18 protein-coding genes are annotated in these 18,836 nt (G+C 40.1%); 12 read left to right on the forward strand and 6 right to left on the reverse strand.

The features are described 5' to 3' along the window. Positions 1-463: 463 nt before the first annotated feature. On the forward strand, positions 464-1,342 hold the full coding sequence (locus tag KCTC52924_RS05850; protein WP_251807574.1) for an N-acetylmuramoyl-L-alanine amidase-like domain-containing protein: 879 nt from the start codon (positions 464-466) through the stop codon (positions 1,340-1,342). A 99-nt stretch (positions 1,343-1,441) separates the two neighbouring features. On the opposite strand, the gene KCTC52924_RS05855 is transcribed toward KCTC52924_RS05850, so the two are convergent. From KCTC52924_RS05855 to KCTC52924_RS05880, 6 genes are all read right to left on the reverse strand, one after another. After that, positions 1,442-3,232 carry an SGNH/GDSL hydrolase family protein gene (locus tag KCTC52924_RS05855; RefSeq protein ID WP_251807573.1) on the reverse strand — a complete coding sequence of 597 codons (1,791 nt, stop codon included), beginning with the start codon at positions 3,230-3,232 and terminating at the stop codon, positions 1,442-1,444. 521 nt (positions 3,233-3,753) lie between these two features. Then, positions 3,754-4,203: an FKBP-type peptidyl-prolyl cis-trans isomerase gene (locus KCTC52924_RS05860; protein ID WP_251807572.1), complete on the reverse strand. Its 450-nt coding sequence runs from the start codon at positions 4,201-4,203 to the stop codon at positions 3,754-3,756. A 151-nt stretch (positions 4,204-4,354) separates the two neighbouring features. After that, entirely contained in the window at positions 4,355-5,821 is a 1,467-nt protein-coding gene (locus KCTC52924_RS05865) for a Gfo/Idh/MocA family protein (protein WP_251807571.1), read from the reverse strand. Between the two features lie 498 nt (positions 5,822-6,319). After that, on the reverse strand, positions 6,320-6,748 hold the full coding sequence (locus KCTC52924_RS05870) for a GNAT family N-acetyltransferase (RefSeq protein WP_251807570.1): 429 nt from the start codon (positions 6,746-6,748) through the stop codon (positions 6,320-6,322). A 428-nt stretch (positions 6,749-7,176) separates the two neighbouring features. After that, a complete protein-coding gene (locus KCTC52924_RS05875; protein ID WP_251807569.1) occupies positions 7,177-7,986 on the reverse strand; it encodes a ThuA domain-containing protein in 810 nt (269 codons plus the stop codon). Positions 7,987-8,190: 204 nt separating this feature from the next. Beyond that, complete coding sequence (locus tag KCTC52924_RS05880; protein WP_251807568.1) at positions 8,191-9,081, reverse strand: AraC family transcriptional regulator; 891 nt, start codon at positions 9,079-9,081, stop codon at positions 8,191-8,193. A gap of 204 nt (positions 9,082-9,285) precedes the next feature. Here KCTC52924_RS05880 and hemA point away from each other — a divergent pair, with 204 nt between their 5' ends. From hemA to KCTC52924_RS05935, 11 genes are all read left to right on the forward strand, one after another. After that, complete coding sequence (gene hemA, locus KCTC52924_RS05885) at positions 9,286-10,542, forward strand: glutamyl-tRNA reductase (RefSeq protein ID WP_251807567.1); 1,257 nt, start codon at positions 9,286-9,288, stop codon at positions 10,540-10,542. Continuing rightward, positions 10,533-11,447 carry a hydroxymethylbilane synthase gene (hemC, locus tag KCTC52924_RS05890; RefSeq protein WP_251807665.1) on the forward strand — a complete coding sequence of 305 codons (915 nt, stop codon included), beginning with the start codon at positions 10,533-10,535 and terminating at the stop codon, positions 11,445-11,447. The genes hemA and hemC overlap by 10 nt, the downstream gene beginning before the upstream one ends. Positions 11,448-11,472: 25 nt before the next feature. Beyond that, positions 11,473-12,177 carry a uroporphyrinogen-III synthase gene (locus KCTC52924_RS05895; protein WP_251807566.1) on the forward strand — a complete coding sequence of 235 codons (705 nt, stop codon included), beginning with the start codon at positions 11,473-11,475 and terminating at the stop codon, positions 12,175-12,177. Positions 12,178-12,252: 75 nt separating this feature from the next. Then, positions 12,253-13,281 carry a uroporphyrinogen decarboxylase gene (hemE, locus tag KCTC52924_RS05900; protein ID WP_251807664.1) on the forward strand — a complete coding sequence of 343 codons (1,029 nt, stop codon included), beginning with the start codon at positions 12,253-12,255 and terminating at the stop codon, positions 13,279-13,281. Between the two features lie 183 nt (positions 13,282-13,464). Further along, complete coding sequence (locus tag KCTC52924_RS05905; protein ID WP_251807565.1) at positions 13,465-14,211, forward strand: EI24 domain-containing protein; 747 nt, start codon at positions 13,465-13,467, stop codon at positions 14,209-14,211. A gap of 106 nt (positions 14,212-14,317) precedes the next feature. Further along, positions 14,318-15,220, forward strand: a complete 903-nt coding sequence (hemF, locus tag KCTC52924_RS05910; protein ID WP_251807564.1) for an oxygen-dependent coproporphyrinogen oxidase — start codon at positions 14,318-14,320, stop codon at positions 15,218-15,220. Positions 15,221-15,236: 16 nt separating this feature from the next. After that, positions 15,237-15,395 (forward strand): hypothetical protein, encoded by a 159-nt coding sequence (locus KCTC52924_RS05915; RefSeq protein ID WP_251807563.1) that lies wholly within the window; start codon positions 15,237-15,239, stop codon positions 15,393-15,395. Between the two features lie 150 nt (positions 15,396-15,545). Further along, positions 15,546-15,932: a YchJ family protein gene (locus tag KCTC52924_RS05920; RefSeq protein ID WP_251807562.1), complete on the forward strand. Its 387-nt coding sequence runs from the start codon at positions 15,546-15,548 to the stop codon at positions 15,930-15,932. Positions 15,933-15,998: 66 nt separating this feature from the next. Further along, positions 15,999-16,973: a porphobilinogen synthase gene (gene hemB / locus KCTC52924_RS05925; RefSeq protein WP_251807561.1), complete on the forward strand. Its 975-nt coding sequence runs from the start codon at positions 15,999-16,001 to the stop codon at positions 16,971-16,973. Positions 16,974-17,103: 130 nt separating this feature from the next. Further along, a complete protein-coding gene (locus KCTC52924_RS05930; protein ID WP_251807560.1) occupies positions 17,104-18,225 on the forward strand; it encodes a CNNM domain-containing protein in 1,122 nt (373 codons plus the stop codon). Continuing rightward, on the forward strand, positions 18,222-18,698 hold the full coding sequence (locus tag KCTC52924_RS05935) for a methylated-DNA--[protein]-cysteine S-methyltransferase (RefSeq protein ID WP_285903379.1): 477 nt from the start codon (positions 18,222-18,224) through the stop codon (positions 18,696-18,698). Before KCTC52924_RS05930 ends, KCTC52924_RS05935 begins: the two co-directional genes overlap by 4 nt. Positions 18,699-18,836: the final 138 nt, after the last annotated feature.

Consider the following 18,836-nt stretch of genomic DNA (forward strand, 5'->3'; position numbering starts at 1 on the left):
TCATTGAGTATATTTAAATACAGTAAGGTATTTTTAAAATTAAACATCATCCGATTATATTCCACCCTAATAATAACTTCCTTTAATAAAATTTAAGTGATGCAGTACTCCAGATTACCTAAAGCCTAAGCCCATCTATCCGGTTTACCCGGTTCAAAGAATAAGAAAATTAATTTTTAACCCAATTATTCAATTGAAGAACAACACCTAAAGACTAGCCACAATTATGAATATATTAAATTCCCTTAACCGAAGGATTTTGTATTTTTGAACTTGTGTTGCTTCCGATAATGAAAATCAACAACATTAACAGGCAACCGAACTAGTGTAGTAAATTAGCTCTGGCAAGCCCATGAGGCATCGAACGGAAACTACGAATATCATTTGGACGCCCGCCTGAACGCAACGGGTAGGCAAGCGTCAGAGCATTCAAATCTCACTTAGTGAGTTATTCATAAAACTTATGGAAATTTTAAATTTGAAGAAAATCGCACCACCAAAAGTATCGCTATTAATTGCGACCATGGCACTTCTGTCCCATATGGGATTTGCCCAGGATATTATTTGCTCCTTACAAGACCGGAAGGCATTTGAGTCGAAAATAACTTCCATTTCCAATCTTAAATCCAATGCCTTTGGCGAGACAGTGGTAGCGGTAGGAAAAACCTTTATGGGAATACCTTACGTGGCAAAAACCCTAGAGATTGGAGATAAGGAATCACTTGTTGTTAATCTGCAAGGGCTCGATTGCACAACCTTTGTTGAAAATGTTCTTGCGTTTAGCTATATGCTACAGCAAGATCAAACCGATTTCGATTCCTATGTAAAACACTTAGAAACCATTCGGTATAAGAATGGGGTGTTAAGTGGATATGCCTCTAGACTTCACTATTTCTCGGAATGGATTGCCAATAACGAAGAAAAAGGACTGCTCCAAGACCTAACTGCTGAAATTGGCGGGAAGGAAAGTAGCAAGGAAATTAATTTTATGAGCACGCATAGGGACCTATATCCATTTTTAAAAGATTCCAAAAACTATAAAAAGATCCAGGAGTCGGAACAGTTTCTAAAAAACCAGTCCATTTGTATTCTCCCACAAGATCAAATTCAGGAAAATGAACATTTAATTAAATCTGGAGATATCATAGCCTTGACCACTTCCATAAAAGGGCTAGACATTACTCATACGGGTATTGCAACCCGGGAAGCAGATGGTAGAATACACTTACTACATGCTTCCACAGGGTCCATGGAGGTAGAAGTTACCAAACAACCCTTAGTCGATTATTTAAAGAATATAAAAAGCAATACGGGGATAATGGTAGCTAGAGTTTTGCCCTAATAATTTATAAGGACACCTCTCTTCAAACTAGTTAGACCAGTATTAATACTATTCGGTATTTTGCTTATCCGCCCTTTACGAGCTAGGGTGCGCCCCCTACTAATGACCAGAATTAGGCATTATATACTTACGCAGCTCCCTGCCAAGTAAAGAATACCCTTTGTCATTGGGATGTAGGCCATCGGAAAAAAGTGTTGCATCTATTTTCTGATCTTTCTGTAATAGCACCGGCCCCACATCTACATACTTAAGAGTATTAGAACTCGCCAACTTAGCGATTTCTAGGTTTAAATTTCGTATTCTAAATTCATCTTTAACCCTAGGAAGGAAGCCCACCAACAGCAATTTTGCTTTTGGCTGTCTTTGCCTGATGGCCTGCACCAAAATCTCTAAACCCACTAGGATTTCTTTATCCGAATTCAGATGTAGGTTATTAGTGCCTATCATCAGTACAATTTGATCGGCTTCGAACCCATCCAGTTCCCCCTGATAAACTCGCCATAATACATTCTCTATCCTATCCCACCCAAATCCAAAATTACGGGTTTTAAAATCCCCAAAGTTATCCTCCCAAGACTGTTCGCCATTACTACGGGGAGCCTCTGGAAGGCCTCCCCAATAATGGACAATGCTATTCCCAAGGAAACAAACTTTTGGAGGATTCTCCCTATTTAGTTGGATCAATTTTTGATGCCGTTCTTCCCAAGAATACATTCCAGGCTCCCTAGCTTGGGTCACCGGTTTGGTCGTAGAATAAATACCAATTGGTTCCTTCAGTATTTCCCGGATCTTTTTTTCATAGGCAAGGGCATATTCCATCATTCCCAAATCGGTAGGATGGGTACCATCAACAAAGCTCTCCATGGACAAATTAATTTCCTCCTTGCCCAGCAAATACAAATTAGAAACTCCTGCTACCTGCAATTGATTAAAAGCCTGCTGGGCCATCCTATTTAGATCAGTATACGCTTTTTTACGTTCCACATCAACAAGTCCATCTGAATATCCGCCATGTTCCACTAATAAAATAGGAACTTTAGGCCTCTTCTCCCTGATTTTAAATACGGCAGATTTCATCAGTTGCAATACCTCTTCCAAACTTCGGTTCTTAGTAGCCACCAAATTGGGAAGACAATCTAGCACCACTACTTTTGCATCAATTTCCGTTATCAGGTCAATTAGTTCAGATTCTAGTCGCCCATTGCCAGAAAATCCTAAATTAATTAAAGGCCTATCCAGTTTACGTTCCAAAATAGAAGTCCATGCCATTCCCGGACGAGAAGCGCAGCCCCCTTGAGCAATAGAGGTACCATAGATTACAATGGGCCGTTCCTGCCTCAGCGGCAGGGGATTTAAATCCGACTCAGGTGATACCCCGATCTCCAACCACTCCACCTCGTTGTACAAAGGCAGGTACAATTGGTATTCCCTTCCCTTTTCATGATATTTCTCCCTGGGATCTATAGAATTGTAATGATAGTGTATGGTATCCCCAAAAGAATAACGACCTCTATACCATTGACTTTCCCCGTCGCTTGATTTTGCATAAAGATCCACGCCACTCACTCCGGTTGCAGGCATGTGAGGCATGGCATGGCTTCCTTTTACGGTATACCGCACTGAAATAGATCTGGCATCGCTCCAAAATCGTATAGAAAGACCCGCTGCATCTTTGGATAGATTCCAAACCGCAGGCCTAACCGTATTTTCGGACTTTTCCGGTAATCGATGGTAGGTACCCGCCACCTGATCTGGCCAAGCTTGACCTTGTACTACGGGAAAGCTAGAATTGGTAGGATTCCACCAAACCATAGAATCGGTTTCCTGGGCAGATATATTTTCAAAACCTAAAAAAAGTATTGAAAAAAGAAAAATTCTAAATACACTCATACACCTGTTTTTAAATCACGGTAATAATTAAAGTCGAGCTCCTACACAACAATCCAACTCCATTAGAAACTCCTGTCTAATGTAGGGTTTCAATTTTGATGAAGATTGAAAGCACAAGCTTTTAAGTGGAGCTAGACTTATAAAAGTTAATTGTCTCGTTTAATTTGAATAAAATGATCGACTTCTAGACATTTTATCCTACCCTTCCTAATAGGGCAACAAAATACAGAAAATTAGGTATTTCAGCCATAATACCCGTTATAATTTAGGCTCCAATTAGCACTATCTACCCTTAGACTCCTAAACCTGATCTCTTTTAAGCAAGAAAGTACACGAGCTGGCATTCCTGGTTTAAACCTCCATTTCCTTATCCTTTATTAAAGATGTAGCAGCGCATTCAGCTTGGTTTCTTATAAATAAAATCGGCCTAAAACACAAAAACCAACCTTTAAGGCTGGTTTTTGTGAAGTATTAGATACTTATTCTTAAGGCCAAGGCCCAGGTACAACTATAGGGCTTCCCTATTTTACGGTAATAAGATGAATATCAAAGATAAGCACAGACCCACCGGGGATACCTCTGGTGTCCCTATTGCCATATCCCAAATGCGCAGGTACTAACAACATTCCTCTACCACCTTCTTTAAAATAAGGAATGCCTTCGGTCCAGCCTCTTATTACACCTTGCAATGGAAAGGATATTCCCTCTTCTTTACTCTGATCAAACACCTTCCCATTACTATAGTATCCTTTATAGGCTACAGTAACCTCTGAAGATGCCGAAGGGCGTACGCCACTGCCTTCTTCATCAATCACATAATAAAGTCCGCTATTGCTCTTCTCTGCCTGCAGGTTGTTTTTTTCTATATAGGCAGTGATTTCCAATTCGTTCTTGGCCACAAAATCGGTTTCCTCATCACTATTACACGAAATAAACATAGTAAGCACCAATGCAAAAAGTAATTGTTTCATTTATTTTATTTAATGTTTTATCGGTGGCAAATATAGCATAAAATCATTTTTATTGACCCTATTTAAATTTCCAGACACAATAAAAAAAACACCTTCACCACTACCAAAACTATAGTGATGAAGGTGTATTAAACAAAATGTAAAGAATAGCTTATACTACAAAACCGTCCCTATACTTCCGAGTCACAAACTGATTCGCTTCTTCCTGGTTGGTAATCCGCATATTTTCCCCATCCCACAACAATTTTTTACGGGCAAAGAAATCCATTTTCCCTTTTTCATTTTCCCGTTGTAAAAGATAACTTCTTATAGCCAGATTACCCATTAAAACAGTCTCCGTCATAGGGCCGGCATAATCAAAGGAAGAAGTAAGCCCAAGATGTTCCTTACTTCCAAAACCAGCTTTGCAGGCCTCTACCCATAAGCGCTGATGTCCGTATTCCGGTTCGTCATTGGATTCTTCCTCAGGACCAAAATCCGTAGTACCATCATTCAAATATAACTTTGGCATTAATGGGGAACTGTCATTTATATTAGTAGAAATAATTCCATTTTCCCCAATGATTAAAACGCCATTTAAACTATTCTCACCTCCAATTTCATGATCGGCAGGAATAATCTCGGGATGTGCAGGTCTAATTCCCCCATCGCTCCATGTCATTTCTATTGGAGAACCACTTTTTTCTGTGGCAGCAAAATGTAGGGTTATAAAAGAGGAAGCGGGACAGCCTTCAGGTTGATAGTCCGGACTCCACATCTTGGTATATACTGCGCCAACACTACATTCCGCATCTGTAGGGTATTTAAGGCCCAAAGTACGGAAGGGGATGTCGATCAAATGACATCCTACATCCCCAAGGGCACCGGTTCCGTAATCCCACCATCCCCTCCAACCAAAGGGATGCATATTTGGTGTATAGGGTTTAAGTGCTGCCGGTCCCAGCCAAAGGTCCCAATTAAGATCTTTGGGCTTGGAGCTGGGGTCTGGCAGGGGCATGGCACCACCTTGTGGCCACACCGGACGGTTGGTCCATACCTGTACCTTAGATATTTTTCCCAAAACTCCAGAATCTATCCATTTTTGAACCATTCCCAAAAGTGGATTGGATCCTCCCTGATTCCCCATCTGAGTCACAATTTTCTTATCCCGTGCCATTTCGGTGAGTACTCTGGCCTCTCTTATATTATGGGTCATGGGTTTTTGCACATAAACGTGTACCCCGCGTTCCATAGCATACGCCGCAGCCGGGCCATGAACATGGTCTGGAGTAGAAATGGTCACTGCATCAATACCTTTTTCCTTATCCAACATTTCCCTAAAATCCGCATATAATTTTGCTTTGGGAAATTGAGAAACAGATTTAGTTGCTGATCCTGAGAAATCCACATCGCAGAGAGCAACAACTTTCTCACGCCCGCCTACGGATGCGTTTCGAATATCACTTGCTCCTTTACCACCAGAACCTATGGCGGCCAAGTTTAAACGGTCACTGGGGGCGGTATACCCCACTCCACCCATCACAAATCTAGGTACAATAAAAATGGACGAGGCCATAGCCCCTTTTTTAATAAACGAACGGCGCGAAGCGTTGGCTTTGGTCGGTTTTTTTTTATTCATGATTATATAATTTTTAAGTCGAAACCTAATACCGCCCATAATAATGGACCATTTTAGATATCTATTAATCCATATTAAAAATGGACGTCATTATTATAACAGCTTACCAAAATTGAAACACACCCCTCCACTATTTTTTAAGAATCTGGACGAATTTGATCACAATGATAAGCTAACAGCAATATAATCAAGAAAATAAGGAATAACCAACGGAATTTTATCGAATTCCAATCAAAAGTTGCCTTGCTACTGCGAAATTCGAATTAGGGATCATGAGAGGGTCAACACTACCTAATTCATGGAAATAAAAATATTATAACCGATGCGAGTTCAGTTCTATGGCTGCCACCAGTGCTCTGAAGCAATCTACTCTCCTTACCGAGGATACTCTGCGACGAAAGCAGCTGATAAACCGATATAAAAAAGACAAGCCACCGCCTATAGAAAACTAAGCGATGGCTAATGATATTCAATAAAATAGTGCTTCTAAAAATAGTACTAGCTCGTTTTTAACACATAAATGCGACTTTCCTTTTGCTGGAATCCCAAGCTTTTATAGAGCCCAATAGCCTCTATCCGCTTATCGGCACTAAAAAGGAGAATTTCGGACAGCCCCTTACGCTTGCCCTCATCCACTAATTTTTCCATCAATTTACGTCCTATCCCTTGACCGCGATAAGCTTTATCTACCACCACATCCTCTACCCAGCCCTTATATCCAGACACTACGGTATAAGCACACATTAGAGCCATACCTACCAATTTGTCCTTTTCCATACAATAGGCGAAAGTAATTGCATTCTCTGGTTTAAAAACTTCTGCAAGGTTCACCTGCTCTATGGAGCCGTTTAATTGAGCAAATAATTCCTTTACTTGTTTTGTAACGCTATCGCTTACATCCGATGGCTGTAAAATGTCAATTTTCATGGTGTTTCTTTTAATTTACCTACTATAACTATGAATTGAAGTAATTTTTGGGCTTATACACCCCAAACCTATTCAACCTTACATTTAACTATACCTGAAACCAGTTCACTAATACTATACCTAATTAACCACAAATTCATTAGAACCAACTTGTATAAGATCTACCAAAAAATTCCGCATGGTCTTACTAATTTCACAAAGATATGAAAGGGTTTTAAAAATCTTATCATAACTAGAGCAGATAGCCCATTGGGTTATGGTATAGAAATGAACTAGTAAACACCTCCCTTATTATAAAGTCCCGTCCAAGAAACACTAAAAATTGATAAGTATTTTATCGGGGACAGGACATTATGAAAAGAATGGTGGTTATTAAAAAATGGTGTAGTCAAGCCATACCAATGGCGAATCCAATGTTGGAGCGCGACTTACTTTCTGCCTAGGCAATATTCAATTCCGCCTATCAATTGTTGTCTAAAATTTAGGTCGTCATACGCCTCATCGGTATGACCAAGGCCGGTATAAAAAGCCCTACCACCGTCGTATTCATGATACCAGGCAATAGGATGGTTATCTCCATTTTTACCTCCCTCATAACTACTTTCATCCAACTTCATCAATACATGTACATCGGGATTCATCTCCTTAAAGTTGTACCATTCATCAAAATGAGTCCAAGTGGAAGCCAAATGTTTGGTTGCTGGATGGCTATGATCTACCACCTCTATTACGGCGTCCTGCTGCTTAGGGTGACTTAAGAAATAGGCCCCTACCATTTTACCGTACCAAGGCCACTCATATTCGGTATCAGCCGCAGCATGGATTCCCATAAAACTACCTCCATTCTGGATATATCCCTCAAAAGCATCCTCCTCGGCATCGCCCAACACATCCATAGTGGTGTTCAAAAATATGACCAATTGGAATTTCTGGAGATTAGCAGGATTAAATTGCAGGGAATCTTCGGTTTGTGTTACCTCAAAATTATTGGTGATTCCCAACTTCACCAAAGTAGCCACTCCTTTTTCTATGGAACTATGCCGAAATCCATTAGTTTTTGAAAATACAAGCACTTGATCCTTATTTATTTTAGTAGCAGGAACCAATCGTTGTGCCGCCGTTACCGGATTAGTGTGCAGATGTGGGTTTAAAATTACCTCTTCCTCAATTTTCGCACTTCCGCAACCGATAATAAAGGCCAAGGCGATAAACGCCGAGGCAGATTTAAATAGTTTCATATAGTTCCTGATTTTTATTTTCAATGTTAAATATCGATAATTTACTCGAGAATTTCATTACTTTCTCATTGATTTCCACAAGATTGACTAGGTGTAACAATTAAACCGACTACTGTTAGAAAACTATAGATGGGTACAAAAGAGAAATGTTGTACAAAAAATAATAAAAATATTCCATTTTTTAAATTCAACAAATAGCTCAAGTTATCCGTTAGCCAAAGACATTAGATATTTTTTGGGAGTAGTCCCGTACCGTTTCTTAAAGGCCGAGATAAAATGGCTCGCGGTACTATACCCCACCTTTAAACCTACTTCATTTACATTGTATTTGCCTGTTTCTAACATTTTACGAGCATATTCCATTTTATAATCAAACAGAAAACTGAACACGGAATCCCCATAGATTTGCTTGAAGCCATCTTTTAATTTTTTAAGGCTCAGCCCTATTTCCTCCGAGAGTTCTACCAAAGTGGGCGGTTCAGCCATCCGGGCAATAATTATTTCTTTAGCCTTACGTATCCTTCTTACATTATCCTCATCCACTAAAAATGGACAATTTTCCATATCCGCATCCTCGCTCTTATTAAAGTAAAGGGAAATTAGCTCATACACCTTACCCTTTACATATAATTCCTTGATAGACCGATGCAGGTTGTAATTCATAACCTGACTTAAAACTACGGCTATTGCTGGGGATACCGGCTCTTGGGAATAATATTTCTTATCCTTGTTCTCTGCACTTAAAAAAGGAATATAATTGGCCTCCTTGGAAAAAAGAGAATGAAACTTACGAATGGTCATCACCACGGAAACCATCCAAGAATGAGCATTCAATACTAGGTTAAGAGGCAGATCAACTTGAGTATTGTAGAGCAATAAAGAATTTTCCTCGGTAACCTCCAAGGCATACCTACCTTCATTAAAAATAAACTTAGCACTGCCTTTTAAACAAAAATGAAATTGAATAAAAGTACTGTCTATTTCCCTTGTAACCATTTGATTATCAACACTATCATTCTGAATTTTTAGCAAAAAAAATCCATCTTCAACAAATACCTCCTCAAATGAACCTCGAGCGATGTTTTTTTCTTCCATAATCTCTTTGTTTTGATCAATTCTATTTAGAAGCATTCTAAATTACAGGGATAGTAATTCACTCCTACCCCGCTAAAATATAGCATTAACAGCATATTAACACCAATTACTACGTTAAAAAACCACAATCGATACTAATTGTTCCTCTAGCGTTACTTTTATAACTTTGATGCTCTTATTTTTGTTGCGCTCTGAAGGGTACATATGAAAGATTATAATATTTCCAAACACAATTCGTTTTATGCCATCGGCCTTAATTACAAAAAGGCAGATGCTACGATACGCGGTAAATTTAGCTTGGAGGAGAATTCGATAAACCGACTTCTGGAACAGGCAAAGCTTATTGACATAGAAGATTTATTGGTAACCTCTACCTGTAATCGAACTGAACTATACGGTTTTGCCCAACATCCTTTTCAATTAATTAAATTGCTATGTGACAATACCAAGGGATCAGTGGAGGAATTCCAGGAAGTGGCCTATATCTACAAAAACAACGATGCCATAAACCATCTATTCCGAATGGGAACCGGTCTCGACAGTCAAATTTTAGGCGATTTTGAAATTATCAGTCAGTTGCGACAAAGTTTTAACAGGTCCAAGAAGCATCAAATGGCTAATCCGTTTTTGGAGCGCCTGTGCAACTCCGTGATCCAAGCTAGTAAACGTATAAAAAATGAGACCGAGATATCCTCTGGAGCCACCTCTGTGGCCTTCGCATCGGTACAATATATCATTAACAATATCCCCAATATATCCGAAAAGAACATTCTACTGTTTGGAACCGGGAAAATCGGAAGAAACACTTGCGAGAACCTTATAAAGCACACCAAAAACTCACATATCACCCTAATTAACCGTACTAAGGATAAGGCGGAAAAAATTGCCGGAAAATTTAATCTAATTGTAAAGAACTACGGCGACTTACAGGCGGAGATCCGTAATACGGATGTACTTATTGTAGCAACAGGTGCGCATTCTCCTACAATTTCCAAGGAGTTGATCTATACCAAAAAACCATTGTTGATCTTGGACCTATCCATTCCCAAGAACGTATCGGAAAATGTAACCGAAATGGAAAACGTAACCGTTGTTCATTTAGATCATTTATCTCAAATGACCGATGACACCTTAGAAAACAGAAGGAAGTATGTGCCACAGGCCGAAGCAATAATAGAAGAGGTTAAAGACGATTTCATCAAATGGCTGGAAACTAGAAAATTTGCTCCAGTGATCAAGGCCCTAAAGAAAAAGCTTAAAACAATGAAGGACGAAGAGTTGGATTTTCAGAGTAAAAAGATCACCAACTTTAATTCCAAGCAGGCAGATATCGTCACCGAACGCATTATTCAGAAGATTACCAAACAATTTGCCAATCATCTTAAAGACACTAAAATCGATTCTGATACAAGTTTAGAACTTATTCAACGAGTTTTTCAACTAGACCTGGAATCGAAATGAAAACAATAAGAATAGGCACACGGGATAGTCAACTTGCACTATGGCAAGCCCATACCGTACAGTCAGAATTAGAGGCATTAGGCTTTAAGACCGAAATTGTATCCGTGAAATCCACTGGTGATCTGCTACTCAATAAACCCCTTTACGAACTTGGGATTACAGGAATCTTCACCAAAACCCTAGATGTCGCCATGATCAATGGCAATGTGGATATTGCAGTGCACTCCATGAAGGATGTACCAACACGCCTGCCCAAAGGTATAATTCAAACAGCAGTCCTACCAAGGGCCAATACCCGAGATATTCTGGTCTATAAGGAACTCGATTTCCTTAACGGAGAAGGTACCGTAGCCACCGGAAGCTTAAGACGGCAAGCACAGTGGCTCAACAAATATCCTACCCATAATGTTACTGATATCCGTGGCAATGTAAATACCCGCCTTAAAAAACTTCAAGATAACCCTTGGAATGCGGCCATATTTGCCAAGGCTGGACTAGAAAGAATTGAAGTACTTCCTGAAAATCATATAGATTTGGACTGGATGATCCCTGCACCAGCACAAGGGGCCATGGTAGTAGTTACCATGGAAAGCGATTCTTTTTCTACGGAAGCAGTCCAAAAACTGAACCACCTACCCACAGAAATATGCACCCACGTGGAACGCGAATTCCTGCAGGTATTAGAAGGAGGTTGTACCGCACCAATTGGCGCTTTAGCTACCATAGTAAATGACAATTTACATTTCGAAGGGATGCTATTATCGCTGGATGGCAAACAGAAAATGGCCACCAAGAAAACAATCCCAAGTAAAGATTACAAAGGCTTTGGAAAGGCTTGCGCTATAGAAATTTTAGATCGAGGGGGTAGAGAGTTGATGGTGAAGATTAAAAAAGAACTGGCATAAGCTGTCCTTGGAAAAAATGTATACCATGAGCATAAGCCTACTATCCACCAAAATACTTAGTACGTCCCAAAAGGACCTACTAAACCATCCCCAATTCCTAATTGAGGAGTATGATGCACTTAAAATCGCCTTTCTTGATCAAGAAATCGACACTTCCTATAAAAATGTCATTTTTACCAGTCAAAATACAGTTAAGGCTTATCTAAATTGCCTCAAAAAAACAGCTGACCTCAACAAGGATAATGTTAATAAACCCAATTACTCCCAGATAAAAGCGTTTTGTGTGGGGGAAAAAACCAAGGCTTTATTAGAGAAAAATGGCATTCATGTGGTAGCGGCGACCCACTATGGTGCAGAATTGGCACAAATACTGGTCACACAATTCTCAAAAGAATCGTTTCTATTCCTGTGTGGCAATAAAAGACGGTACGAGATCCCTACCAGATTAATAGCAAATAATATCGATTTTAAAGAACAGGTGGTGTATCAAAATAGTCCTAACCCACAAACCTTTACCACCCAATTTAATGGTATACTATTTTTTAGTCCAACCGGTATAGAAAGTTATCGGATCCAGAATTCTATACATGACAGTGTTGCTTTTTGCATCGGGACCACTACCGCAGAAGAAGCTAGAAAACACACCTCAAATATAATTATCGCCAAGAAACCAACGGTGGAAAGTGTCTTGGAAAAGGTAGCTGAACATTATAAATCTATAATAAATTAATAGTCGTCAAATCCTCAAGAAACAACATCCAAAAAAATGTTGAAAGAGATAAAGATGGAGATTAAAACCTATACTATGAGCATAAAAAACGATTTATTCCTAAGAGCGTTAAAAGGAGAAACAGTAGAACGACCCCCGGTATGGATGATGCGTCAAGCGGGAAGGTATTTGCCCGAATTTATGGCCATCCGCGATAAATACGATTTTTTTACACGTTGTAGAACTCCGGAACTGGCGAGCGAAATTACCGTACAACCCATTCGAAGATTCGGGATGGATGCCGCAATTTTGTTCAGTGACATCTTGGTGATTCCACAGGCAATGAATATTGAAGTAGAGATGAAACCCAATTTCGGCCCCTATTTACCCAATCCTGTAAGAGATCAGAAGGGCGTGGATAATGTAATTGTCCCCGACGTAAATGTAGAATTGGATTATGTAATGCAGGCCATAAAGGCCACTAAGGAATTATTGAACGATGACATCCCATTAATCGGTTTCGCAGGTTCTCCGTGGACCATTTTATGCTATGTGGTGCAAGGAGAAGGCAGCAAAACCTTTGACAAGGCTAAGGAATTCTGTTTTACAAATCCGGTAGCGGCCCATCAGTTGTTACAAAAAATCACAGATACTACCATTGCCTACTTAAAAGCAAAAGTAAATGCAGGTGTAAATGCCGTTCAGGTGTTCGATTCTTGGGGAGGCATGCTTTCTCCTGTTGACTATCAAGAATTTTCATTCCAGTACATCCAACAGATTATAGATGCCTTAAAAGATGAGACTCCAGTAATCGTTTTTGGAAAAGGATGCTGGTTTGCCTTAGGCGATATGGCAAAATCAGGTGCTGCAGCCCTAGGGGTAGACTGGACCTGTTCCCCTAGAAATGCAAGATTCCTTTCCGGAGGCCAAATTACGCTTCAAGGGAATTTTGACCCCACAAGACTGTTGTCGCCACCGGCAGTAATCAAGAAAATGGTCACCCAAATGATCAACGAATTTGGGAAAGATAAATATGTGGTAAACTTAGGCCACGGAATCCTACCGCACATACCTTTGGACAATGCCAAGGCGTTTATAGACGCGGTAAAAGAATACGGAAACTAATATTGGGGCGTATCCCTTTTTTGCAAAAAAGCAAAAAAGGGTCGCGCTTTCTGTTATATCTTTTATTTTTATATCCCATACGGAAAACTGATGTCCAAATTTGTTAAGGTATCAGACCCCCAATAAAATGGATCACTAAAAATAAAAGGATGCCACGTCAATCGCTTACGCAAAATACAGCTCATGATTAAACATATTCTAAGCGGTATCAAAGCCTATTCGGGTACTTTTAAAATCATTTCCCAACTAGGGCTATGGAAGTACTTCTGGATCCCGATCCTTATAAGCATGGTTACAGCTGCCATAATCTTTTCACTCGCTTATACCCTGTCAGATACTATTGGCGGATTTATTTCCCAAGTTTGGCCATGGGAGTGGGGCAAACATACCGTATTCATTATAAGTGAAGTATTTGGCGGCATGCTGATCCTTGTACTGGGATTTATACTCTACAAACATTTGGTAATGGCACTCTCCGCTCCCTTTATGAGCCCAGTATCCGAGAAAATAGAGGCCCACTTGCTGGGGAAAGAAGCCCATAGCCATAGAAACACGAGTTTCCTTCAGCAGCTATGGCGTGGACTACGCATAAATTTACGAAATCTAGGGATGGAATTACTATGGACCCTTCCAATCTTATTATTTAGTCTTATTCCCATAATTGGAGTGGTAGCTACCTTTTTACTTTTGTTAGTACAAGCCTACTATGCCGGATTTGGTAATATGGACTACACTTTGGAACGACATTTTAATTATTGCGATAGTGTACGCTTTGTTAAACAAAACAAAGGCCTGGCCATAGGAAATGGAATTGTATTTATGCTCTTCCTTTTTATTCCTATTATTGGGGTAATATTGGTATTGCCACTATCGGTAACGGCAGCAACCACCAGGACGGTTGCACTTTTAAATCCGGAAAAGGTGAATTGATGTCATACGACCTGTAAAGTCTTGCCGACCTTCCAGGATAACAACAATAACGCGACGGACCTACAAGGTTTCCAAAACCTTGAAGGTCTAACAAATCAAACAAAACATGAAAAGTAAATTTTACGCCTACATTCTACAACTTCAAAATAAAATAACCGAAAAATTAGAGGAAGTTGACGGTTCCGCTGTTTTTAAAGAAGACCTATGGGTACGCTCGGAAGGGGGTGGTGGCCGATCTAGAGTTATAGAAAACGGTGCAGTCTTTGAGAAAGGGGGAGTTAATATTTCCGCAGTTCACGGTGCATTGCCAGAGAGTATGCAAAACTATTTTGGCACCAAGGACGCGGATTTTTATGCGTGCGGATTAAGTCTGGTCCTTCACCCTAAGAACCCTATGGTGCCCACCGTACACGCCAACTGGCGTTATTTTGAAATGTACGATAAGGAAGGTAATTTAATGGACCAATGGTTCGGTGGCGGACAAGATCTCACCCCATATTATCTGTTTGACGAAGATGCCAAACATTTCCATTCCATCTGCAAAAACGCATGTGACAAACACCATCCCGAATTTTACCCCAAGTATAAGGAAAAATGCGACCAGTATTTTTGGAATTCCCATAGGAACGAGGCCAGAGGGGTAGGTGGACTTTTCTATGACTACTGCAAGGCTACGGACCAAATGAGCATGGAAGATTGGTACAATTTTGAAACAGAAGTAGGAAACAGTTTTTTAGAGGCCTACGTTCCCATTGTAGAAAAAAGAAAACAGCTGCCCTATACCAAAGAACAACGAGAATGGCAAGAAATCCGTCGTGGAAGGTATGTGGAATTTAACCTGGTGCACGACAAGGGAACCCTATTCGGACTAAAAACCAACGGGAGAATAGAGAGTATTCTGATGAGTTTACCACCACATGTGCAATGGCGTTATGACCATCATCCAGAAAAAGGAAGCGAAGAAGAGCGTTTATTAAAAGTACTCGCCCAACCAAAAGACTGGGTATAATCCCCAAAACAGCAATATGGGAAAGAAAGGAAAAGAAAAAAACACCCTGAACAAGGCAAAACATACCAAACTGGTAAATAGAAAAAAGAACAAGCTTAAAAAAGAACAGGAAACCAGAAAAGAGCGATTAAATGAAATTTTACGCAAACAGAAGGACCAAAATAAAGAAGATTAGATAAGTCCAGCTTGCTCTATACGGGCCTAATATGGACTTCCTCGGAAATAGATAACTCTATATTACTAAATGATTAGTAGACCACAGCTTAATTAATTCAACCAACGGAAATCTTGAGGAGTTTACGAACAACAGTTAGCCCAATACAATATGAACTGCCCTTGCGGAACCAATAAATCCTATACTGACTGCTGCGAAGTGGCGCATAAAAATCTATCTGCAGTAGCTACTGCCAAACAATTGATGCGCTCCAGATATACAGCTTTTGTTTTGGCAAACGGAAATTATCTAATGGATAGCCATCACAAAAGCAGCCGACCGTTAAAGGAAAAGAACTCTATTATTGCATGGGCAAAATCCGTCAGTTGGATCCGTTTGGAGATTTTAGACACCTCCATGGGGGGTGAAAACGACCTTAGAGGCACCGTTACTTTTAATGCCTTTTTCTTTGAAAATGGAAAGGTGGAAGTTATCCATGAGAAGTCGGACTTTACAAAGGAGAAAGGTGTTTGGCAGTATTTGGGATTAGCCCAATAAACCAATACATATCTATACGGATTAGGTGTAGTATCATTATCTTTGAACCATAAAAAAAACATACAAATGTATCCACTTAAAAGAAATAGAAGACTCCGTACCAATGAGGCCATACGTTCTTTGGTCCGGGAAACAATTCTCTCCCCAAATGATTTTTTAGTACCCCTTTTTGTTGTGGAAGGCAAGGGTGTAAGGCAAGAGATTGCCTCCATGCCCAACTATTATCGTTTTAGCTTGGACATATTGGAAAAAGAGGTCAAGGAGCTATGGGCAATGGGCTTAAAATCGGTCCTATTGTTTGCCATGATCCCAGAGCATTTAAAAGACAATAAGGGCAAGGAAGCACTAAATCCCAAAGGGCTTATGCAACGCGCCATTAAAACCGTCAAAAATGCCTGCCCAGAGATGCTTGTTATGACTGATGTAGCCTTTGACCCTTATTCCTCCTACGGACATGATGGGATTGTAGAGGACGGAGAGATCGTAAATGACGATAGCGTTGAAATACTCACGGGCATGAGCTTGAGTCACGCTGAGGCGGGAGCCGATTTTGTTGCGCCTAGCGATATGATGGACGGAAGGATTTTAAGCATCAGAGAAGCATTGGAAGATGAGGGCTATACCAATACCGGCATTATGGCCTATAGCGCAAAATATGCCAGTGCCTTCTACGGTCCGTTTAGGGATGCGTTGGATTCCGCTCCAGGATTTGGTGACAAAAAGACCTATCAAATGGATTATGCCAATAGGTTTGAGGCGATAAAGGAAACAGAAATGGATATCGATGAGGGCGCAGATATCGTAATGATTAAACCGGGACTTTGCTATCTGGATATTGTTAGGGAAATAAAAAATGAGGTAGATGTGCCGGTGGCCGTTTATCAGGTATCTGGCGAATATGCCATGGTTAAAGCAGCGGCCGAAAAAGGCTGGTTGGACCACGATGCCGTAATGATGGAACAGCTTGTCGCGATAAAAAGAGCGGGGGCCAATATCATTGCCAGTTATTTCGCTAGGGATGCAGTAAAATTATTAGGATAGAAGCTATTGACCATCTGAAATGAAAAATACACGTATTTTTCACTCAATAACAATAAATTTTTAATCCTAATGGTGCACATCCGTTTAGGACTATGAATTTATTGTTATTTTAGTATCCTATCAGACTTTTATGGGCCTACTTTTCTTTTATGCATTTATTTCTATCCTATTTTCATTTCTATGTTCCATCTTAGAAGCGGTTTTACTGAGCGTTTCACAGACTTTTATCAACCTAGAAAAGAAAGATGGAAAATCGTACGCCCTTGATCTAGAAATCCTTAAAAAGGACGTAGATAAACCACTGATTGCCATCCTAACATTAAATACCATAGCACATACCGTTGGTGCAATATTAGTGGGAGTGCAAGCAAAAGTGGTCTATTCCGAATTATATGAGAATACAAAAAGATCGTTTTTAGGAATAGAATTTACGGAAGGCGCCATGGTTGGCCTGGTATCTACCCTAATGACAATTTTAATTTTAGTCGCTTCCGAAATAATCCCAAAGACCATTGGGGCTACCTATTGGAAACAATTGGTGAATTTCACCACCAAAACCTTAAAAATCATGGTATGGGCCCTTAAATGGACGGGCTTGTTATGGGTGCTGCAACTTTTCACCAAACTTGTAGGAAATAAGGGCATGGAAGGAAGTGTCTTGAGCAGAGAGGATTTTGGTGCGATGACAGATATTGCACACGAAGAAGGCGTTTTCCAAGAATCGGAATCTACCATCATCAGGAACCTCCTCAAATTTGACGAGGTATTGGTAAAAGATGTCATGACCCCAAGGGCAGTAGTGAAAATTGCATCGGAAGACGTCAGTATAAAGGAATTCTATGACGCCAATCCCAGAATGGTTTTCTCACGGATTCCTGTGTATAGCCAAAAAATTGATAATATTACTGGCTTTGTACTCAAGGACAAAGTACTGGAGGAGATCATCATTAATAATGGCGACGCCCCTCTATCCTCTATTAAGCGTGAGATCTTAATTAGTAACCGAAAAACACCCCTTCCCGAACTCTTTAGAACCTTTATTTCCGAAAATGAACACATTGCCTTGGTGGTGGACGAATACGGTTCCGTTAGTGGCGTGGTAAGCATGGAAGACATTTTAGAGACCCTATTGGGGCTCGAAATTATGGATGAAAGCGATAGTGTGGAAAACTTACAGCAATTGGCACGTAAAAATTGGAACGAACGGGCTAAAAGATTGGGAAATATTGGGGAAGATAAACCGCAGGAATGATAGAAACGGCCTTTTTAAAAACACCCTTGGGCATTGCCAAACTTGAAGGCGATGAAAATGGATTAACATCCCTTAGTATCTTGGATAGAGATGAAAAACCAACCGATATTATTCCCGAAGAATTGGAAGATGCCGTATACCAATTAAAGGAATACTTTGATGGCAGTCGCACTCAATTTAGTTTGTTGCTAAACCCTATAGGAACCGAGTTCCAAAATAAAGTGTGGAAGGCCTTGGAACTAATCCCCTATGGCAAGACGGTCTCCTACTTGGAACTGTCCAAAACCTTGGGCGACCCAAATGCAATAAGGGCGGTGGCATCAGCCAACGGCAAAAATCCCTTGTGGATCATTATTCCATGTCATAGGGTAATTGGCAGTGATGGTTCCCTTACCGGATACGCAGGGGGACTTCATCGAAAAAAATGGCTTTTAGAACATGAAAATCCAGCAAAACAGCAGTCACTTTTCTAAAAATTACAGACTATAGGGTATGTTGTAAAGAAAACAATGAACCTCTTCATAGGCTTTATAGCATTTAATAGATACTATTGACCTCTTGTAGAATGTAACCCGAGAACAGTTGAAAATTTAAAATCACATACCAACCAG

The sequence above is a fragment of the Arenibacter antarcticus genome, from assembly GCF_041320605.1.
Taxonomy (GTDB): domain Bacteria; phylum Bacteroidota; class Bacteroidia; order Flavobacteriales; family Flavobacteriaceae; genus Arenibacter; species Arenibacter antarcticus.

What these genes read in the sequence shown, in the direction of transcription:
- KCTC52924_RS05850 (WP_251807574.1), top strand. Translation starts at nt 464, where the DNA reads ATGGAAATTTTAAATTTGAAGAAAATCGCACCACCAAAAGTATCGCTA.
- KCTC52924_RS05855 (WP_251807573.1), bottom strand. Translation starts at nt 3,232, where the DNA reads ATGAGTGTATTTAGAATTTTTCTTTTTTCAATACTTTTTTTAGGTTTT.
- KCTC52924_RS05860 (WP_251807572.1), bottom strand. Translation starts at nt 4,203, where the DNA reads ATGAAACAATTACTTTTTGCATTGGTGCTTACTATGTTTATTTCGTGT.
- KCTC52924_RS05865 (WP_251807571.1), bottom strand. Translation starts at nt 5,821, where the DNA reads ATGAATAAAAAAAAACCGACCAAAGCCAACGCTTCGCGCCGTTCGTTT.
- KCTC52924_RS05870 (WP_251807570.1), bottom strand. Translation starts at nt 6,748, where the DNA reads ATGAAAATTGACATTTTACAGCCATCGGATGTAAGCGATAGCGTTACA.
- KCTC52924_RS05875 (WP_251807569.1), bottom strand. Translation starts at nt 7,986, where the DNA reads ATGAAACTATTTAAATCTGCCTCGGCGTTTATCGCCTTGGCCTTTATT.
- KCTC52924_RS05880 (WP_251807568.1), bottom strand. Translation starts at nt 9,081, where the DNA reads ATGGAAGAAAAAAACATCGCTCGAGGTTCATTTGAGGAGGTATTTGTT.
- hemA (WP_251807567.1), top strand. Translation starts at nt 9,286, where the DNA reads ATGAAAGATTATAATATTTCCAAACACAATTCGTTTTATGCCATCGGC.
- KCTC52924_RS05895 (WP_251807566.1), top strand. Translation starts at nt 11,473, where the DNA reads ATGAGCATAAGCCTACTATCCACCAAAATACTTAGTACGTCCCAAAAG.
- hemE (WP_251807664.1), top strand. Translation starts at nt 12,253, where the DNA reads ATGAGCATAAAAAACGATTTATTCCTAAGAGCGTTAAAAGGAGAAACA.
- KCTC52924_RS05905 (WP_251807565.1), top strand. Translation starts at nt 13,465, where the DNA reads ATGATTAAACATATTCTAAGCGGTATCAAAGCCTATTCGGGTACTTTT.
- hemF (WP_251807564.1), top strand. Translation starts at nt 14,318, where the DNA reads ATGAAAAGTAAATTTTACGCCTACATTCTACAACTTCAAAATAAAATA.
- KCTC52924_RS05915 (WP_251807563.1), top strand. Translation starts at nt 15,237, where the DNA reads ATGGGAAAGAAAGGAAAAGAAAAAAACACCCTGAACAAGGCAAAACAT.
- KCTC52924_RS05920 (WP_251807562.1), top strand. Translation starts at nt 15,546, where the DNA reads ATGAACTGCCCTTGCGGAACCAATAAATCCTATACTGACTGCTGCGAA.
- hemB (WP_251807561.1), top strand. Translation starts at nt 15,999, where the DNA reads ATGTATCCACTTAAAAGAAATAGAAGACTCCGTACCAATGAGGCCATA.
- KCTC52924_RS05930 (WP_251807560.1), top strand. Translation starts at nt 17,104, where the DNA reads ATGGGCCTACTTTTCTTTTATGCATTTATTTCTATCCTATTTTCATTT.
- KCTC52924_RS05935 (WP_285903379.1), top strand. Translation starts at nt 18,222, where the DNA reads ATGATAGAAACGGCCTTTTTAAAAACACCCTTGGGCATTGCCAAACTT.